Below are 18,654 nucleotides of genomic sequence, written 5' to 3'. Positions count from 1 at the left end.
ACGCCTTGACCTTGCCGAGACTTCGCGGCAGGTGACAGCCACCCTCAGAGACCGGCCCGCCGGCTTCTGGAACCCAATCATCATCAACCCACCGAATGGCCGCGCAACGAGCGACAGGATCTGTCCCGGGTCCGGCCAAGCAAAAGGAACGACCCATGGAAGAAGTGGCAACGACCGGGGAAGTCAACGTTGCAGCCGCCGAACTGCGCCAGTTCATCGAGCGGATCGAACGCCTGGAAGAAGAAAAGCAGACGATCGCCGACGACATCAAGGACGTCTTCGGCGAAGCCAAGGGCCGCGGTTACGACACCAAGGCCATGAAGACGATCATCCGTCTGCGCAAGAAGGACGCCAACGAGCGCCTGGAAGAAGAAACCATCCTGCAGACCTACATGGCCGCCCTCGGCATGGAATAAGGCGCCATCGGCGTCTCACGCCGCCGCAGGTACGGTTGCGGCGGAGCAGAAACGGACAAGAGCCGCCGGGGTCCTTGTCCAGAAAACCTTTCGCAAGACCATCAGCCGAAAGCTCGCAATTCTGCATCCATCCAATTGCAGAATTGCCTTGCGGCTCTGGATTCCGACTGACGCCGGTAACGGTATGTGCCTGTCTCCACCGGATCGTATCCGCGAATGGTGACCAGCGCGCCAGACGTCAACTCCCGACCCGTCAGAATGGTCGGCGCCAGCATCACTCCAAGGCCAGCAACACAGGCCAAGAGAGCTGCATCATCCGTATCGAATGCATGAGCAAAATGAAGTTCGGTGGGCGCCACATCGAACACGTCACACCAGAGCCTCCAGTCCCAATTGTCCACACAGCACTGAAGAATCGGCATATTCGGCACGGCAATCGCTAAACCTTGGCCATCCTGTTTCAGCAACCTCGGTGAAACAACCGGGCGGCGGAGATCGCGCGCCAAAAATTCCCATCCGTCGGCGGCCTCCCCGTTCCGGAAATAACGGATGCTGATATCCGTATCGGGCACGGTCGGAAAACGGCGTGCAGAGCTTGTTTCTACCCGGACGCGCACCTGAGGGCAGAGAGTGCGAAAACGCTCCAGGGACGGGATGAGCCAGCGCAATGCAAGCGATGTCGTGGCATGCACGACGATTTCATTTTCATCACGATAAAGGGCCGCAGCAGAACGTTCGATGAGTGCTATCGCCGGTGCGACCTCCTGATAAAACCGCCGCCCCGCGTCGGTAAGGGAGACCGTATTGTTCCCCCGGTGAAAGAAGCTCACCCCGAGTTCGTCTTCAAGCTTCTTGAGCTGGTGGCTGACCGCCCCGGAGGTCACGCCGAGTTCAACACCTGCGGCCGTTAGGCTGCCTTTCCGCGCTGCGATCGCAAAGACTCTGACGGCATTGAGAGAGATACGGTGCTTGTCCTGCATTAGTTTTTCTCGCCCTCCCTCTAAATTACTCATTTGAGCATCATCCGAAAACAGAACACAAACAGACGCCAGATATCACCGTTTCGAACAAAAAATGTGTCTGACAAAAAACCAGAGAATGCATGCTGACGCGTACAGCATGAGTTTATTTTACCGTGCTGCCTGGCGATGCGCCATTCTTCTCTTTTCCAAGGGGCTTCGATGCTTTCCCGCCCATACCGCTTTCAAAGCTTCTTTCAACAGTCCGCATTGCTTGGCCGAAGAGCGATGCGCTCGGCCACAGTCCATGTTGTCGCGGCTCTGTCGGTAACACAACTCATCGGATGGGGCGGAATGTTCTACCTGCCGGCAGTGACGGGGCCAGCCATGGCCGCGGATTTGGGACTGGCTCTGCCCCTGGTCATGGCAGGCCCCACCGTTATGTTAATTGTTATGGCAATGGTTTCCTGGCCACTCGGCGCCATGTTCGAGCGCCACGGCGCCCGCCCGATCATGCTTTTTGGATCGATCCTGGGCTCGACAGGTCTCCTGATCATCGCCCTTGCGAGCGGTCCGGCATCCTATTTCCTGTCTTGGGTGATTCTTGGCCTCGCAGGTGCGAGCATGTTGACGACCCCGGCACAGATTGCGGTGATGGAGATCGCCGGTGACAAAACACGCCAAGCACTCAGTGCACTGATCTTGGCTGGCGGGTTGACATCAACCATCGTCTGGCCATTCGCAGGGCTTCTGCAGGCCCACTGGGGCTGGCGTACGGCGACACTCACCTGCTCCGCTATTGTTTTAGGTGTTTGCACGCCTCTGTTTTGGTCCACGCTAGCACGACGACCGAAGGCAAAACCCGATACGAAGGTGATGATCGACGCCCCTCGCCTTGACCGTTTGCGCTTCGCCTTGTTCGCCGTAAGCTTTGCTCTCAATGGCTTCGTCACATGGGGCTTTGCCCTGACCATCATCGTTGTGCTCGAAGCGTCGGGACTGAATCATAGCAGCGCGCTTACGGCTGCAGCCTTCATCGGCATCGCCCAATGGGCGGGGCGTCTGGTCGACCTTGTCGGTGGCCGGCGATTGTCGAGCTTCCTCACAGGCCTTGTTGGCTCGATCCTCTTTCCACTCAGTTTCATCATTCTTGTGCTTACAGACAGCGTTTACGGTGCGATGCTCTTTGCTACACTGTATGGAGTAGCCAGCGGCATAACTGCGGTCACCCGTGCCACATTGCCGCTGCAGATCTTCCCGCCCGATGCCTATGCGCGCGCCTCTGCACGATTGGCGGTACCGCTCAACCTCGCCTTTGCCTCCGCCCCTCCGGCGTTTACCGCGATCTTGGTGCGTGCCGGTCCCCACGCTGCCATATGGCTCGCCTTCGGTAGTTCGATCCTCGCCGTTTGCGCTCTTTTCGGCCTATGGCGACTGCAACTGCACCAAGACGGAAAATTGCAGCAAGGATCTGATTTTAAAGACAAACCGTAAGCGGCGGCCCGCATGAAAACATCGACCGCACAGTAACAGCGCGAAAACCGCCATCTGACCCCAGAGAGTGGGGACGGTGATAGAGCACACCGAGATGGCTCGGTCGGCGCGTGGGCCACAAGTCGGGTCTTCTTTGTCTACGACCGTCCTGAGTTACGGTTTCGGCACGTTCGCGCCGCTGAAGCGGTTGGGGTCGATGGCCACCGCATCCGAGACGGGCCTGAAGCCGCCGCTGTAGCCGGCCGACACATCAGCCGACAGTGCCCGCACCATCATGCGCGGCGCCTTGGTGGACGCGACCGCATCGGTTCGCTTGTTGGCGAGCGCCCACTGCGCCAGCGTATCGCCCGTCAGCACCTTCGTGCCGGGATTGGCCGGACGCCCGCCGAGCTTGGAGACAGCCCCGCCCTTGACAACCTTGGCCGGCTGCGGCGGCTGGGCGGACGGTTTCGGCATATCGAAACCATCGTTGAAAACCATGCCCGAAGCACCACGGGTGACTGTGCTCGGCGCGGCAAGCGCGACCTCCTGCTGCGCCGGGGCGCGGGGCGCCGGTTTCGGCGGCGGAGTTGGTGTATAACCGGCGCTGCGCGCCAATTCCGCCAGAAGTTCCGGCGTCAGTGTCTGCTTCTCGGCTTCCGATTTCGCCTGTTCGACGACCGGCGCGACCGGAGCTGGCGCCGGAGCAGGCTGAGGTTCAGCCATCTTAACCGGTGCGGCGACCGCCACCAGTTCGGCCGTGCGCTGCGGTGCGGTTTCGGGACGATGCGCCGGAACGGGTACGGCCGCCAGAAGCTCCTCGTCCTCGACCGGTGCTGCCGCAAGCGAGGCGGTCTGGATGGGCGAAGCCTGGGCATCCCCCTTCAGTCCACGCGAGCCGAGAAGCGTCGGAACCGGCACCGTCAGGCTGGCGAGATCCACCGCAGGAGCCGGTGCGGGCAGATCAGGCCGCGCGGTCGGCGTCGCAGGAGTTGCCGGCATCACCGCGGCAATTGCCTCCTGTGCCGTGCTCTGCGGCTGCGAATAAAGGGCGGTCAGGCCAGGTGCCGCCGGATCGGCGCGGAAGGCCGGACGCGACAACGGAACGGGAGCGCCGACTTCCGGCATTGCCACGGTCTGAGGTTTGGCAGGGGTTGCCTCCGCCACCAGCACCGGGGCCTCGTCGGCCTCTGCCGGTTCGCGTGCGGCCGGGCGGACCGGAGCCGAAGGACGTTCCGGCACTTCGCTCGGCGCCGCAATTGCATCGGCATCCTCGTCCTCGTCGCCGCTGTTGCCAAACAGCATGGCGAAGAGATTGGCCGGCTTGCGGCCGGCAGATGTCGCGGGCGCATTGCCGGCCGTGCTTGCCACCTGGATGGAACTTGCCCCGACACGGCGTTTGTAATCGGCCACCGCCTGCTCATAACCCGGCAACGGCTGGCCATCGGCCGGCAGGTGCATGGTATTGCCGTTGGGGAAAAGCTTGACGAGTTCCTGGCGCGACATGCGCGGCCAGGCGCGGACACTGCCGACATCGAGATGCACGAAGGGCGAGCCGGAGGTGGGATAATAACCGACGCCGCCCACCTGCAGCTGCATCGCGGTGGCGCGCAGCGTGGCGAGTTTCACGCCCGGAATGAAGAAGTCCATCGCCTTGCCCAGCATGTGCTGGCTGTTTTTCGCGACACCCTTGGTGCGTGAACGCAGCATGCCGTTGGTCGAGGGAGAACGATAGGCGGAGACGACATGGATATAATCGGTTGCACCGACGCGCCGATAGACTTCCCAGACGAGGTCGAACAGCCGCGGATCCATCTTCGTCGGTTCGTTGCGGCGCCAGTCGCGCAGGAAGCGGTTGATCTCCTGAAGCCCCTTCGGATCATATCGCCCGTTGCGCTTGAAGGTGATTTCCGCCCGTTCGCCGGTATGGACGAAATAGAGCTTCAGGCTGCGCGTTTCGCCGGCAGCAGAGGCCGTCTCGGACGGAAAGCTGGCAAGAGACGCAACCAGCGCCAGGGATGCCAGTGCCGCCGTGGCACGCCTGGCGAGACACTTGAACAAGCGCCCCGCAGTCCGCCATCCGCTGTCACCCGAAGGCGTTGAATCTGCATACTGATACGGCAAGTCTATCCCCGTCTGACAGGCAACGTACGGTATTGCCTCACATGACCGTGAAATGCGGTTACACGATGGCAAATGTGCCACACATGCACAAGCGTTTCTTTGATAGTCAACAAATGACTACCGAATGGTTGACGGTCAGTATCAGAACATCCTTGCTTGAAAGTGAACGCCCGCTTACGGGCGTTTACCTTTCGGTGGGTTTAGAGGCGGCGTGGGGGCTACGCCGCCTCCTTCAAAGGGTCGTCAGGATCGATCCCGTAATCCTTGAGTTTCCGGTAGAGCGTGGATCGGCCAATGCCGAGTTTGCGGGCCACCTGGCTCATCTGGCCACGGTAGAACTTCAGCGCAAACCGGATGAGTTCCTCCTCCACATCGGCAAGCTTGCGCACATCGCCGCTGTCATCCGTGCTCACGATCACATTTTCGGGACCGCCGAACATCTGCATCGAACGGGCGGCCTCGGCGCGCGCCACGCGCAGCATGTCCGACATCGAACGCTGTTCGGGATCCTCGTGGGTTTCCGTGTCCTCGACCGGAACCACAGCGGTCGCGAGAAGCTCCTGGCTCTGGTAATCCGGCACCTGGGCGGCGATCTGCGGGAAATCCTTCTCCGTCAGGTCCGAACCTTCGGCAAGAACGACGGCACGGAACACCGCGTTTTCCAGCTGGCGGATATTGCCCGGCCAGTCATAGGCGGTGAGCAGCGCCATGGCGCCGGCACCGACCTGCAGCGTGCGCTCCAGCTTCTGCTCCGCCGAAAACCGCTCGGTGAAGACACGCGCCAGATGCGGAATATCCTCCTTGCGACGGCGCAGCGCCGGGATGGTGATCGGAAACACGTTGAGGCGATAATAGAGGTCCTCGCGGAACCGGCCGGCGCGCACCTCTTCGATCAGGTCCTTGTTGGTGGCCGAGATCAGCCGCACATCGACCTTCTGCACCTTGCCGGCGCCAACCGTCTCGATTTCGCCCTGCTGCACGGCGCGCAGAAGCTTGACCTGAACGTCGAGCGGAAGATCGCCGATCTCATCAAGGAACAGCGTGCCGCCATCGGCTTCCATGAACTTGCCGGTGTGTCGTTCGGTCGCGCCGGTAAAGGCGCCCTTTTCGTGCCCGAACAGGATGCTTTCGACCAGATTGGCGGGGATCGCACCACAGTTGACGGTAATGAAGGGTTTGTTGGCCCGGTCGCCACCGGCCTGGATGGCGCGGGCGATCATTTCCTTGCCCACGCCCGATTCGCCTTCCAGCACCACAGGGATGTTGGATTGCGCCGCACGCTGGGCAAGATCGATGACCCGCAGCATGTCGGGGCTCGCCGAAACAATATCACCGAAGGTGACGCTCGCGCCCTTCGTCTTGCGCACCGCCTTCACCTTGCTTTCGCGGTGATCGACCTTCAGCGCATTGGCGATGGAAGCGGCGATCCGCTCCGGCGAGACCGGCTTGACCACGAAATCGAAGGCACCGGCCCGCATGGCCTGCACCACGGTCTCGATGCCGCCCTGCCCGGTCTGGACGATGACGGGAATTTCGAGCGCCATCTCGCCGGCGGCCTGGAGAAAACCGAGGCCATCGAGCTCCGGCATCATCAGGTCGAGGACGATCACGTTGATCTGACGACGGTTCCGCTTCAGGAACTCGAGCGCAAGACGACCGTTCTCCGCCACATGGGCAACATGGCCATAGCGCTCGACCGCATTCTTCAAAAGGCGGCGCTGGACCGGATCATCATCGACAACAAGGATATGGGCCGTCATGCTTGCTCCGAATTCTCAATCTACCGTCCCATCAGGGACCTTCGAATGGGTTGTGTCATAAAGGGTTAAACATCCCGTTTTGAGAAATGCTTGCATTTTACACTCCGGCCATCAAAACATCCCGACGACTTTGAATTGTACCAAGACGAGGATAGGAGAGAGACCTTGACCGTGTCTGACATCGGCGAGCTAAAATTTGTAAACCATAAGCGGGCGGCTGCCACGGATGCAGCGGGACTTGCCGCATCACCGGATGCGGCGCTGGGCGCCTTGCCGGTGTGGCGCCTGGAAGACCTCTACCCTTCGGCAGACAGCGACGCGTTCCGAAGCGACCTGAACCGCGCCCTCGACATGGCGAAGGCATTCGAGAGCCAGTGGAAGGGCAAGCTTGCCGATGCCGCGTCAAAGGCGGGCGCCGAAGGTCTGGGAGCGGCCGTCGAAGCCTATGAGGCGATCGACGATCTCGTCGGCAAGATCGGCTCCTTTGCCGGCCTCACCTATTTCTCCGACACCTCGAACCCGGCCAACGGCAAGCTCTACGGCGACGTGCAGTCCAAGCTGACGGATCTGTCGGCCCATCTCCTGTTCTTCCCCCTGGAGCTCAACCGGGTGGACGACGCGCTGATCGACGAAGCACTGACGTCCGACGGGAAGGCCGGCCATTATGCGCCCTGGATCCTCGACCTGCGCAAGGACAAACCGCACCAGCTGGATGACCGGCTGGAGCAGCTGTTTCTCGAAAAATCGATGACGAGTGCGGCCGCCTTCAACCGCCTGTTCGACGAGACCATGGCCGACCTGCGCTTTGAGATCGATGGCGAGATGCTGCCCCTGGAGCGCACGCTGAACCTGCTGCAGGAAGCGGATGAGGCGGTGCGCGCCAAGGCGGCCGCAGCACTCTCCGCCACCTTCCAGGCAAACCTGCGCGTCTTCACCCTCATCACCAACACGCTCGCCAAGGACAAGGACATCGCCGACCGCTGGCGGGGCTTCGAGGACATCGCCGACAGCCGCCATCTGGCGAACCGTGTCGAACGCGAGGTGGTCGATGCGCTGGCAGCAGCCGTGCGAGACGCCTATCCGCGGCTTTCGCATCGCTATTACGCGATGAAGGCGAAATGGCTCGGCATGGACCAGATGAACTTCTGGGACCGCAATGCGCCGCTGCCGGAAACCCCGAACGCGCTGATCCCCTGGGCGACCGCACGGGAAACGGTGCTCTCCGCCTACGGCGATTTCGCGCCCGAAATGGCCGACATCGCCCGCCGTTTCTTCGACGAGAACTGGATCGATGCGCCAGCAAGGCCCGGCAAGGCTCCCGGCGCCTTTGCCCATCCGACGGTGCCGTCCGCCCATCCTTACGTGCTGGTGAACTATCTCGGCAAGCCGCGTGACGTCATGACGCTCGCCCATGAACTCGGTCACGGCGTGCACCAGGTTCTGGCCGGCGGCCAGGGCGCACTGATGTGCCAGACACCGCTGACGCTCGCCGAAACCGCCTCCGTCTTCGGCGAAATGCTGACCTTCCGCGCGCTTTTGAACAAAACGACCGACAGGCGCGAACGCAAGGCCATGCTCGCCCAGAAGGTGGAGGACATGATCAACACGGTCGTGCGCCAGATCGCCTTCTACGAGTTCGAGCGCAAGGTGCACACGGCGCGCAAGGAGGGCGAACTGACGGCTGAACAGATCGGCGAACTGTGGCTGTCGGTTCAAAACGAAAGCCTCGGCCCGGCGATCCGGATTTCCGAAGGTTACGAGACCTGGTGGACCTACATCCCCCATTTCATCCACTCGCCCTTCTATGTCTACGCCTATGCCTTCGGTGACTGCCTCGTGAACTCGCTCTATGCGGTCTATCAGAACGCGGACGAGGGTTTTCAGCAGAAGTATTTCGCACTCCTGAAGGCCGGCGGCACGAAGCACCATTCGGAGCTTCTCGCCCCCTTCGGACTGGACGCCACCGATCCTTCCTTCTGGAGCAAGGGCCTGTCGATGATCGAAGGCCTGATCGACGAGCTGGAGGCGCTTGACAGGGCGTGAGCGCTCCCATTTCTGACGATGCCGTCGGCATGGAGCCGGCGGCATCGAAGGACAATAACGCACCTTGAACGCTGACCTAGACATCGGCCCATCTTTCGCTCTCTTCCGCAATGACCGCACCGGCGAGGCGCTCGTCTTCGAACAGCCGCGTGATATCGTCGTCGCCCGGACGGCGGACGCGATCCTGCCGGCATTGGCCCGGCTGGAAAAGGCAAGGCGTGAGGGGTTCTGGCTGGCGGGCTATCTGGCCTATGAGGCCGGGCATATTTTCGAGGAGAAGCTTGCGCACCTCATCGTGCCGCACCGGGCAACGCCGCTGATTGCCATGGGTATCTTTGATCGCCCCGCCGGCAACGACCATCCGCTGGCGCACCCCGCCGCGCCCGCAGCGGACGGCCCGCAGCCATCGCTCAAGGACGCGACGCCCGCCTGGGATTTCGAGACCTACAGAACACGGTTCGACACCTTGCACGAGCATCTGCGCCGTGGCGACTGTTACCAGGCGAACCTCACCATGCCGGTGGAGGCAGAATGGCAGGGCGATCCGGCAGCGCTTTTCTGGTCGCTGGTCGAACGGCAGCCGGTCCGTTACGGCGCCCTCGTTAATCTCGGTGGGCCGGTGATCCTGTCGCGGTCGCCGGAACTCTTTTTCCGGGTCGATGCGGCGGGCATGATCGAGACCCACCCGATGAAGGGCACAGCCCCGCGTGGCGCGTCACCCGCCGACGACGAGCGGATCATCGCGGAAATGCTCGCCGACGAGAAGACGCAGGCGGAAAACCGCATGATCGTCGATCTGCTGCGCAACGACATCTCGATGATCTCGGAGGTCGGCACGCTCTCGGTCCCAAAACTCTTTGCCATCGAGACCTACCCGACCGTGCACCAGATGGTGAGCCACGTCACGGCAAGACTGAAGCCGGAGGTTGGCCTGCCGGAGATCCTTTCCGCCCTCTTTCCCTGTGGTTCTGTCACAGGCGCGCCCAAAATGTGGGCCATGCAGATCCTCGGCCGGTTGGAGGCAGGGCCACGGGATGTCTATTGCGGTGCGATCGGCTGGTGCGATCCGGCCGGACCGATGCAGTTTTCCGTCGCCATCCGCACGCTGACCCTTTTCAACGAAGGCAAGGCGGTCTTCAATGTCGGCGGCGGAATTGTCTTCGATTCGAAGGCCCAGGCGGAATATGACGAATGCCTACTCAAAACGCGCTTCGCAGTAAGCCAGTTAAACAGACCAGACCGAGCACCCGTGCGCCCAAACAGACGGTCGATTTCCTGTTGATTGAAACCCTGCGCTGGGAACCGGAGGCCGGCTTTCTGAGGCTGGACCAGCATCTGAGGCGCCTCAGCCGCTCGGCCGATGCGCTCGGCTTCCGTCAGCCGGTGGACGCGAAGGAGCTGCTCAAGACCGCGGCCTCGGGCGAGGAGACCCTGAGGGTCCGGCTGACAATGAACTTCCGCGGCAAGGTCGAGGTGACGACATCGGTGATCAAGCCGGAGCCGGAGGGGCGGATCTGGCGCCTGAGGATTGCCGAACAGCGGCTGACATCCGACGACGCGCTCTTTCGCCACAAGACCACCCGCCGTGACCCGTATGATGCCGCCCGCGCTGAATTCGGCAAGGATGAGGCGGACGAGGTTCTGTTGCTGAACGAACGCGGCGAGCTTTGCGAAGGCACGATCACCAATCTCTTCGTCGAGGGGGATGGCGGGCAGCTGATCACCCCGCCGCTGAGCTCCGGCCTGCTGCCCGGCGTCCTGCGCGCCGATCTCATCCGCGAGGGAAAGGCTCGCTCCGAGGTTCTTCGTCCGGCCGACCTCAAGGGCCGCAAGGTGTTTGTCGGCAATTCGCTGAGAGGTCTGATTGCGGCCGAACTGGTGGAATAGGGGCGACGGATGATGCCGCCACTCGCCTACACGCCCTATGACGGCTCTGCCACGCCGTTTACCATCGGCCTGTCGCAACTCGATCTTGCCGACTGGATCGAGCCGGACGCCGATCTTTCCGCCTATCTGATGCAAAAGCGCCAGCTGCTTGCAACACACCGCAGCGAGGTTTTTCGTGCAGAAGCCGGGACGGAGGCGGCGCAGTCGGAGGTTCTCACGCTTCTGGCCGACTATCTGCCGGAGCGGTATCCGCAGCTTTATGCGCGAAAAGCAGAATGTCTCGAGGCCGCCGGGGCCGCCCCGGTTGCGCTGCTGGACGATGAAACGCCGCCCCTCATCCGTGCCGGCCTTCTGGTGCAGGATGATCTGGTCATCATGCGCCGTGGCGATGATGGGTGGCGCATTGCCGCCGCCTTCGTCGCCTTTCCCTCCTCCTGGTCGCTGGATGAGAAGTTCGGGCGGGTGATGGATGAGGTGCATGCCGATGTGCCGGACTTTCAGGGCGGCAGCCGCAATGCAGACCTCATCAACCGCATGTTCGACCGGCTGCAGCCGGATCGGTCGGTGAAGCGGATGAACTGGTCGGTCAACTGGAACGACGCCCTGTTTACACCGAAGCCGAAAAGCGAACGTAAGGTGCCGGACCTGCCGGCTGCGGCGAGTTATCTGCGCGTTGAGCGCCAGACATTGCGCAAACTGCCGGAAGCCGGCGACATCCTCTTTACCATCCGCATCTATCTCGATCCGATCACCGCGCTCGGAGAAGCCGACAATGCAGCCGGGCTGATGCGATCGCTGGCCGACCAGCTGGAGGCCATGACACCCGATCAGGCCGCCTACAAGGGGCTGCTCGCCAAGCGCGCGCCGATGATCGCCATGCTGCGGGCGGATGCGGCGCGCCTTCAGGATTCCACACCCACTGCCACAGGCTTGTCGTCTTCAAGCTCTTTATTGTGATCGTGATTTGTGATCTAGACGGCCATCGAGAGGCGCAAGGATCAAGACCGTGCCCAGAAACACCGGCCCTCGGGCATGCGAGCCAAGGGACCGAAGGAGCGACAGCAGATGAGTGAACAGACCTACCCGGTTTACGGCGAAATCACCGGCCCGATCGTGATGATCGGTTTCGGATCGATCGGACGCGGCACGCTGCCGCTGATCGAGCGCCACTTCAAGTTCGACAAGAGCCGGATGGTCGTGATCGACCCGCGCGACGACGACAAGGCGATCCTGGAAAAGCACGGCGTCAAGTTCATCCAGGCGCATGTGACCAAGGAAAACTACGTCGAGCTGCTGACACCGCTTCTGACGGAAGGCGAAGGCCAGGGCTTCTGCGTCAACCTGTCGGTCGACACCGGTTCGCTGGACCTCATCAAGTTCTGCCGCAGCCTGGATGTTCTCTACATCGACACCGTCGTCGAACCCTGGCTCGGCTTCTATTTCGACAAGAGCATGAAGAATGCCGACCGTACGAACTACGCCCTGCGCGAAACCGTACGGACCGAAAAGCGCAAGAACCCGGGCGGCACGACGGCGGTCTCCTGCTGCGGCGCAAATCCCGGCATGGTCTCCTGGTTCGTCAAGCAGGCGCTCGTCAACATTGCCAACGACACCGGTCTGAAGTTCGAGGAACCCTCCGTCGATGACCGTACCGGCTGGGCGAAGCTGATGAAGAAGGTCGGCGTCAAGGGCATCCACATTGCCGAACGCGACACCCAGCGCACGAAGAACCCGAAGCCGCTCAACGTGTTCTGGAACACCTGGTCGGTTGAAGGTTTCATCTCGGAAGGCCTGCAGCCCTCCGAACTCGGCTGGGGCACACACGAGAAGTGGATGCCGAAGAACGCCAAAAAGCATAAGAAGGGCTGCAAGGCGGCGATCTACCTGGAGCAGCCGGGTGCCAACACCCGCGTGCGCACCTGGTGCCCGACGCCCGGCCCGCAATACGGCTTCCTGGTGACGCATAACGAATCCATTTCGATCGCCGATTATTTCACGGTCGAGAAGGATGGCGAGGCCGTCTACCGCCCCACCTGCCACTATGCCTACCATCCGGCCAATGACGCCGTGCTGTCGCTACACGAAATGTTCGGCAATGGCGGCACCGCGCAGCCGGTGCTGCATGTTCTCGACGAGAACGAACTGGTCGATGGCGTCGATGAACTCGGCGTACTGCTCTACGGCCATGACAAGAACGCCTACTGGTACGGCTCGCGCCTGTCGCTGGAAGAAACCCGCCGGATCGCGCCCTACCAGAATGCAACCGGTCTGCAGGTGACCTCCGCCTTGCTCGCCGGCATGGTCTGGGCCCTGGAAAACCCGAAGGCCGGCATCGTGGAAGCTGACGAGATGGATTACAAGCGCTGCCTCGAAGTGCAGTCGCCTTATCTTGGTCCGGTTGAAGGTCATTATACCGACTGGACACCGCTCGACGGCCGTCCGGGGCTCTTCCCGGAAGATCTCGACGAAAAGGACGCGTGGCAGTTCAAGAATATCCTCGTTCGCAGCTGACGATCGACATACCGCGCGTGTCGATCCACGCATAAAACCGCAAGGCGGACTGTGAATGCATCCGCCTTGCATTAGATAGGGGTTCGCGCCATCGTTGCCGCCACGACAGGCGTCCGAATCGCTGGAGAAGAAGAATGAAGATCAAAGGGAGCCTTGGGCTCATTGCCGCAGCCCTCATGCTGACGGCCTGCGTATCGTCCAATGAACCGCGCCAACTTCCGCCCCCCACGCAGCCGCAGGGCGTCGAGGGAACCTGGGTCGATCCGAACGGCATCGTATCCACCTTCCAGGCCGGCACATTCAACACCCGCTCGACGGACACCAACGCGCTTCTCGCCAGCGGCACCTACACGCAGTCCTCACCGACGCTCGTCGAAATCAGCATGACCTCGCTGGTGCGCCAGACCCAGTCACGCGTCAACTGCGCGCTCGTTTCGCCGACGCAGCTGAATTGCACGGCCGACAGCGGCGCACAGTTCTCGCTGACCAGGCGCAGCTGACGCGGCGCGGCCGACAGGCCGCCACTGTGTCTTTGCCAGACTGTCCTTCCGGAAACCCCGCCATCGGCGGGGTTTCCTGTTTCGGTTGTGAAAAATTTCCTCTGCACCACTGTCATATTTCCCTTGCAGTCCACCAGGGCTGATGAAAATGTGCGGCGATGAACGCGTGTCACAATTACCAATTACAAGAGGCGGAACAGGGCGGAAAGACACCGCGCCCGGCTTGAAGGAGAACAGTAAGATGATGAAAAAGCTTGGTTTTGGCGTGCTGGCGGCAAGTGCACTTGCCTTGTCGGCGGGTGCGGCATTTGCAGACTACCAGTTGAACATCCTGCACATCAACGATCTGCATTCGCGCATCGAAGCGATCAACAAGTATGACTCGACCTGCTCGGCCAAGGAAGCGGAAGCCAACGAGTGCTTCGGCGGCATCGCACGCGTCAAGAGTGCCATTGACGGTTTCCGCGCCGCCAATCCGAATGCCAACCTGCTCGTCCTTGACGCCGGCGACCAGTTTCAGGGTTCGCTCTTCTACAGCAAGTTCAAGAGCGGTCCGGTGGCCGATTTCATGAATGGCATCGGTTTCGATGCCATGGCGGTCGGCAACCACGAATTCGATGACGGCCCGGAAGAACTGAACAGGTTCATCGCAGCGCTGAAGTTCCCGATCATCTCGGGCAACACCGTGGCCAAGGCCGGCAGCATGCTGGATGGCAAGTACAAGGGTTATCTGATCAAGGAGGTCGGAGGTCAGAAGATTGGGATCGTTTCCGTTCTTGCGACCGATACGGCTGAAACCTCCTCTCCCGGCCCGGACATCACCTTCCAGGACGAAATCACCTACCTGAAGGGTGCCGTCAAGGAGATCGAAGGCCAGGGCGTCAACAAGATCATCGCGCTGACGCATGTCGGCTACAACAAGGACAAGGCGATCGCCGCTGCCGTCGATGGCATCGACGTGGTCGTGGGCGGTCACAGCCACACCTACCTGTCCTCCACGGACAACAAGTCCTCCGGCCCCTACCCGACCCTGGTCAAGAACCCCTCGGGCGTCGAAGTGCCGGTCGTCACGGCTTATGCCTATTCCAAGTATCTCGGCGAGCTGAAGGTCACCTTCGACGACAAGGGCGTTGTCACCGCCGCGACCGGCGCTCCGAAGCTGCTCGACGCCTCGGTCAAGCCGGATGAAGCCTATGCCGCCAAGGTCAAGGAACTCGGCGTCCCGCTCGAAGAGCTGAAGAAGACCGTCGTCGGTTCGTCGGAAGCTCCGATCGATGGCGACCGCAAGTCTTGCCGTGCCGTCGAGTGCTCGATGGGCAACCTGATCGCCGACGCCTCGCTCGACCGCGTCAAGGACCAGGGCATCACGATCGCCATCGCCAATGGCGGCGGTCTGCGTGCCTCCATCGACCAGGGCGACGTGACGATGGGCGAAGTGCTGACCGTGCTGCCCTTCCAGAACACGCTCTCGACCTTCCAGGTGAAGGGCTCGGATATCCGCGCCGCTCTGGAAAACGGTCTGAGCCAGATCGAGGAAGGCGCTGGCCGCTTCCCGCAGGTGGCTGGCATGAAGTTCACCTTCGACCGCTCCAAGCCGGCCGGCAGCCGCCTGGTTTCCGCCGAAGTCAAGGAAGGTAACGGCTTTGTGGCGCTCGACGATGCCAAGATCTACGGCGTGGTCAGCAACAACTACGTGCGCGGCGGCGGCGACGGCTTCAAGATGTTCGCCACCAACGCCATCAACCCCTATGACTACGGCCCGAATCTGGAACAGGTCGTCGCCGACTATCTGACCAAGCACAACCCCTACAAGCCGTACACGGACGGCCGCATCACCGACGCGACGCCGGCCGGTTATGTCGCGCCGAAGAAGTAAGCCTCTTTGTCGCAACCGCAGTCACGACCCGGGGCTTCCCCGGGTCGTTTTTTGTTTCTACATAGAACCAACAGTGTCCGGCATGCGTAATGAGAGCCGGCCCCGTTCTAATGTCCCAGGAAACCGCAATGATGAATGCTCCCGCCGTCCACCTGCCAGCCGATCACCCTGACGTTCGTTTCGGCAAGGTCGGCGTCCTGCTCGTCAATCTCGGCACGCCCGACGGCACCGACTACTGGTCGATGCGGCGCTACCTCGCGGAGTTCTTGACCGACAAGCGCGTCATCGAATGGTCGCGACTGTTCTGGTATCCGATCCTCTACGGCATCGTGCTGAACAAGCGCCCGCAGAAGGTGGGCAAGGCGTACGAGTCGATCTGGAACAAGGAGCGCGACGAGAGCTACCTGCGCACCTATACGCGCAACCAGGCAGAAATTCTCGCCGAACGTTTCAAGGACATGCCGCATATGCATGTCGATTGGGCGATGCGCTACGGCCAGCCGGCGATCCAGGCGAAGATGAACGAGATGCAGAAGGCGGGCTGCGAAAAGATCCTGCTCTTCCCGCTTTATCCGCAATATGCCGCGGCAACGACGGCGACGGTCAACGACGAGGCTTTCAAGGCGCTTCTGAAGATGCGCTGGCAGCCGGCGCTGCGGACCGTGCCGCGGTATCACGACGACCCGGTCTATATCGATGCTTTGGCCACCTCGATTGAAAAACATCTGGCGACACTGGACTGGGAGCCGGAGATCGTCCTGACCTCCTATCACGGCATCCCGATGTCCTACTTCAAGAAGGGTGATCCCTATCATTGCCAGTGTTACAAGACGACCCGCCTGCTGCGCGACCGGTTGGGCTGGCCGAAGGAGAAACTGATGGTCACCTTCCAGTCCCGTTTCGGGCCGGAGGAATGGCTGCAGCCCTATACCGACAAGACGGTGGAAAAGCTGGCGAAAGAGGGTGTGAAACGCATCGCGATCCTCAATCCCGGCTTCGTCTCCGATTGTCTCGAGACGCTCGAGGAAATCGCCGAGGAAGCCGGCGAGGACTTCCTGCACAATGGCGGCGAGAAATTTGCCCACATCCCCTGCCTCAACGACAGCGAGGACGGCATGCGGGTTCTGGAGCACATCACCCGCCGCGAACTGATGGGCTGGGTCTGATACCAGGCGCAATGCCATAGGAGGAACCGCCCGTGCTGCGGTCACGAAACATGCATGGCGGCCTGTCGATCGCAACCACCGAATTGCGGCCAGCCTCCTTGGCGGCATAAATCGCCTGGTCGGCCTGGAGCAGGATCTGCCGCACGATGTCGGACGGTATTGCCTCGTGGACACCGAAACTTGCGGTGACGCGAGCTTCTCCTTCTGAGTGTCTCAGACGAGCCTCAAACAAGGAAGACCGCACCAACGAAGGGTCAAGCCAGCAGCTAAGATGCGCTGGACCCGGCATTTGACGGGGCGCGTACGGTGGAAGGCAATCGCTTTCCCGCGCGGCTCGTTGTCATGTTCCGGGAGCCGAGACCTCTAGGATCTCGCCGTCCTGCGGTACATGAAACCGGTCTTCCGGAATGGCGTTCTGCCGCACCGCCTCCAGCAGATCGGCCCGTGTCACGGTGGCATGATCGAGGCAATCCATGTGGGTGACGATGACCTTCGTCCCCTCGCCGGCCGCATGCGCGGCGTGGAAAAGCGACAATGTCTGGTCCGTGTCCATCACGATCAGCGAGCCGTCCCACAGCGCCCCGCAGGAATGAGTGACGATGACATCGGGACGCTCCAGCGCGACGGTGGCAAGGACAGGCGGATAAAGAACGGTATCACCGGCCCAGTAGAGGCACGGCTCGGCTTCGGCACGCAACACGAAGCCCATCACCTGGCCCATGATCTCGACCACCGGCCCGAGGCCGTGGCTTGCTGCGCAGCGGCTGAAATGCAGCCCCTGCCAGTCGAGGACATCAATGAGCGGCATCACGCGGGAAAAGCCTGCGCCTTCGATGTCCCCCTCGTTGCCCGGCTGGCAGATGATCGGCATGTTCTTCGGCAGGCGGCTTTTCGCCACACTGTCGAAATGATCGGAATGCAGGTGGGACACAACCACCAGGTCGATGCCGTCGAGAATGTCCTCGACCGGCAGCGGCAGGTCGACGAGCGGATTGGCGGAGCGGCCCGTATAGGAAGGCAGGCTGTGGCGCGGCGCAAAATAGGGATCGACGAGAATGTTGCGGCCGGCATAGGCAAGCTTCAGCGTCGCATTGCGGATCAGTTGAAACCTCATCGGCGACCCTCTGCCAGAAAATGCGTGAGACATTGGACCTCGCAGAGCCCGAGCGAACGCGCAAGTGCAAGCGACGCCGTGTTCGTTTCCTCGACCACATAACGGGCAACAAGGCCGCATCGCTCGACCTCCCGGAAGGCCGACTGGACGACCTGGCGCGCAAGCCCCCGCCGGCGCGCTGCCGGATGGGTCGACAGTCCGCCAATCTCCCACAGACCCGGGCTGTTCTCGAAGGCAAAACAGGTCGACAGGGCAGCCTCCTGTTGCGGCGCCTCGACAACGAAGGCCCGACCGCTGACGAGGAGCGGCATCAGCCAATTGCGCGTGTAACCCCGTTCTTCGAAGAGCCGCCAGCCCGCTTCGCTCGGAACCGCACGCACCAGCCCCGGCACGTCCGTCCAACCGCTTGCATCCGCCATTCGGAACGAATGGAACGCAGTCCTGCGACGAAGGCGAAAACGCTCGCCGGCAGCCCTCTCGTCCGCCGGTGTCGCCAGTTTGAAGACGATCACACCGTCTTCAGGCAATTGCTCGACCAGCCGGAGTGTCAGGTCGGGATGGTCGCTCGCGATGAAACAGACATGGTGGGCGTCCGGATAGGCGTGACGGTCATAGTCGCTGGCAGCAACCCGCAAGAGCAGCAGAACCGCCTCCCCTTCGGCTCCTTCCGCATGCAACAGGCGGGTATCACCGGGAAAGGCCTGCAGATATTTCAGAAGCGAGACCGTCCGCAGTTGATCCCGCCGCAGATAGTCCCTGGCCTTCCCCGTCGTCATCGGCACCGCCATCGCCCTCGTGTGACGCCAAGGCTGGCGGAAACGGCGG

The 18,654-nt window shown here is 61.7% G+C and carries 14 protein-coding genes and 2 pseudogenes; 10 read left to right on the top strand and 6 right to left on the bottom strand.

Annotated features, from left to right (window positions below):
- Positions 1-155 precede the first annotated feature (155 nt).
- The gene (locus tag OU993_RS11770; protein ID WP_268157236.1) at positions 156-416 is read left to right on the top strand and encodes a DUF2312 domain-containing protein; all 261 of its coding nucleotides are present in this window, start codon (positions 156-158) and stop codon (positions 414-416) included.
- Between the two features lie 101 nt (positions 417-517).
- Here the strand turns inward: OU993_RS11770 and OU993_RS11765 are convergent, their stop codons facing one another.
- Positions 518-1,396: a LysR family transcriptional regulator gene (locus OU993_RS11765; protein ID WP_268157234.1), complete on the bottom strand. Its 879-nt coding sequence runs from the start codon at positions 1,394-1,396 to the stop codon at positions 518-520.
- A 168-nt stretch (positions 1,397-1,564) separates the two neighbouring features.
- Between OU993_RS11765 and OU993_RS11760 the strand changes: the two genes are divergently transcribed.
- Positions 1,565-2,869, top strand: coding sequence for an MFS transporter (locus OU993_RS11760; RefSeq protein WP_442792911.1), 1,305 nt, complete (start codon positions 1,565-1,567; stop codon positions 2,867-2,869).
- A gap of 153 nt (positions 2,870-3,022) precedes the next feature.
- Here OU993_RS11760 and OU993_RS11755 read toward each other — a convergent pair whose 3' ends face one another.
- The 3 genes and pseudogenes from OU993_RS11755 to OU993_RS11750 all read right to left on the bottom strand — a co-directional run.
- The gene (locus OU993_RS11755; RefSeq protein ID WP_268157233.1) at positions 3,023-4,909 is read right to left on the bottom strand and encodes a DUF882 domain-containing protein; all 1,887 of its coding nucleotides are present in this window, start codon (positions 4,907-4,909) and stop codon (positions 3,023-3,025) included.
- A 281-nt stretch (positions 4,910-5,190) separates the two neighbouring features.
- Positions 5,191-5,382, bottom strand: a pseudogene (locus tag OU993_RS28870) (helix-turn-helix domain-containing protein); the annotation flags it as partial.
- A gap of 158 nt (positions 5,383-5,540) precedes the next feature.
- Positions 5,541-6,732, bottom strand: a pseudogene (locus OU993_RS11750) (sigma-54-dependent transcriptional regulator); the annotation flags it as partial.
- 180 nt (positions 6,733-6,912) lie between these two features.
- Here OU993_RS11750 and OU993_RS11745 point away from each other — a divergent pair.
- The 8 genes from OU993_RS11745 to hemH all read left to right on the top strand — a co-directional run bounded on the left by OU993_RS11745 (position 6,913) and on the right by hemH (position 16,715).
- Positions 6,913-8,775 (top strand): M3 family oligoendopeptidase, encoded by a 1,863-nt coding sequence (locus OU993_RS11745; RefSeq protein WP_442792952.1) that lies wholly within the window; start codon positions 6,913-6,915, stop codon positions 8,773-8,775.
- Positions 8,776-8,857: 82 nt separating this feature from the next.
- Positions 8,858-10,057 carry an aminodeoxychorismate synthase component I gene (locus OU993_RS11740; protein ID WP_268157694.1) on the top strand — a complete coding sequence of 400 codons (1,200 nt, stop codon included), beginning with the start codon at positions 8,858-8,860 and terminating at the stop codon, positions 10,055-10,057.
- A complete protein-coding gene (locus OU993_RS11735; protein WP_268157230.1) occupies positions 10,054-10,662 on the top strand; it encodes an aminotransferase class IV family protein in 609 nt (202 codons plus the stop codon). Before OU993_RS11740 ends, OU993_RS11735 begins: the two co-directional genes overlap by 4 nt.
- A gap of 12 nt (positions 10,663-10,674) precedes the next feature.
- Entirely contained in the window at positions 10,675-11,619 is a 945-nt protein-coding gene (locus OU993_RS11730; RefSeq protein WP_268157693.1) for a heme-dependent oxidative N-demethylase family protein, read from the top strand.
- 108 nt (positions 11,620-11,727) lie between these two features.
- Entirely contained in the window at positions 11,728-13,173 is a 1,446-nt protein-coding gene (locus tag OU993_RS11725) for a homospermidine synthase (RefSeq protein WP_268157227.1), read from the top strand.
- A gap of 134 nt (positions 13,174-13,307) precedes the next feature.
- Positions 13,308-13,673, top strand: coding sequence for an outer membrane lipoprotein Omp10 (gene omp10 / locus OU993_RS11720; RefSeq protein ID WP_268157225.1), 366 nt, complete (start codon positions 13,308-13,310; stop codon positions 13,671-13,673).
- A 241-nt stretch (positions 13,674-13,914) separates the two neighbouring features.
- Positions 13,915-15,549: a bifunctional metallophosphatase/5'-nucleotidase gene (locus tag OU993_RS11715; protein WP_268157223.1), complete on the top strand. Its 1,635-nt coding sequence runs from the start codon at positions 13,915-13,917 to the stop codon at positions 15,547-15,549.
- 131 nt (positions 15,550-15,680) lie between these two features.
- On the top strand, positions 15,681-16,715 hold the full coding sequence (hemH, locus tag OU993_RS11710) for a ferrochelatase (RefSeq protein ID WP_268157691.1): 1,035 nt from the start codon (positions 15,681-15,683) through the stop codon (positions 16,713-16,715).
- A 340-nt stretch (positions 16,716-17,055) separates the two neighbouring features.
- Here the strand turns inward: hemH and OU993_RS11705 are convergent, their stop codons facing one another.
- The gene (locus OU993_RS11705; protein WP_268157221.1) at positions 17,056-17,829 is read right to left on the bottom strand and encodes an MBL fold metallo-hydrolase; all 774 of its coding nucleotides are present in this window, start codon (positions 17,827-17,829) and stop codon (positions 17,056-17,058) included.
- Positions 17,826-18,605: a GNAT family N-acetyltransferase gene (locus OU993_RS11700; protein ID WP_268157219.1), complete on the bottom strand. Its 780-nt coding sequence runs from the start codon at positions 18,603-18,605 to the stop codon at positions 17,826-17,828. The genes OU993_RS11705 and OU993_RS11700 overlap by 4 nt, the downstream gene beginning before the upstream one ends.
- Positions 18,606-18,654: the final 49 nt, after the last annotated feature.

This window comes from Rhizobium sp. SL86 (genome assembly GCF_026672545.1).
GTDB lineage: Bacteria > Pseudomonadota > Alphaproteobacteria > Rhizobiales > Rhizobiaceae > Neorhizobium.
This window is presented reverse-complemented; position numbering and strand designations above follow the sequence as displayed.

What these genes read in the sequence shown, in the direction of transcription:
- OU993_RS11725 (WP_268157227.1), top strand. Translation starts at nt 11,728, where the DNA reads ATGAGTGAACAGACCTACCCGGTTTACGGCGAAATCACCGGCCCGATC.
- omp10 (WP_268157225.1), top strand. Translation starts at nt 13,308, where the DNA reads ATGAAGATCAAAGGGAGCCTTGGGCTCATTGCCGCAGCCCTCATGCTG.
- OU993_RS11760 (WP_442792911.1), top strand. Translation starts at nt 1,565, where the DNA reads ATGCGCCATTCTTCTCTTTTCCAAGGGGCTTCGATGCTTTCCCGCCCA.
- hemH (WP_268157691.1), top strand. Translation starts at nt 15,681, where the DNA reads ATGAATGCTCCCGCCGTCCACCTGCCAGCCGATCACCCTGACGTTCGT.
- OU993_RS11770 (WP_268157236.1), top strand. Translation starts at nt 156, where the DNA reads ATGGAAGAAGTGGCAACGACCGGGGAAGTCAACGTTGCAGCCGCCGAA.
- OU993_RS11715 (WP_268157223.1), top strand. Translation starts at nt 13,915, where the DNA reads ATGATGAAAAAGCTTGGTTTTGGCGTGCTGGCGGCAAGTGCACTTGCC.
- OU993_RS11705 (WP_268157221.1), bottom strand. Translation starts at nt 17,829, where the DNA reads ATGAGGTTTCAACTGATCCGCAATGCGACGCTGAAGCTTGCCTATGCC.
- OU993_RS11700 (WP_268157219.1), bottom strand. Translation starts at nt 18,605, where the DNA reads ATGACGACGGGGAAGGCCAGGGACTATCTGCGGCGGGATCAACTGCGG.
- OU993_RS11765 (WP_268157234.1), bottom strand. Translation starts at nt 1,396, where the DNA reads ATGCAGGACAAGCACCGTATCTCTCTCAATGCCGTCAGAGTCTTTGCG.
- OU993_RS11730 (WP_268157693.1), top strand. Translation starts at nt 10,675, where the DNA reads ATGCCGCCACTCGCCTACACGCCCTATGACGGCTCTGCCACGCCGTTT.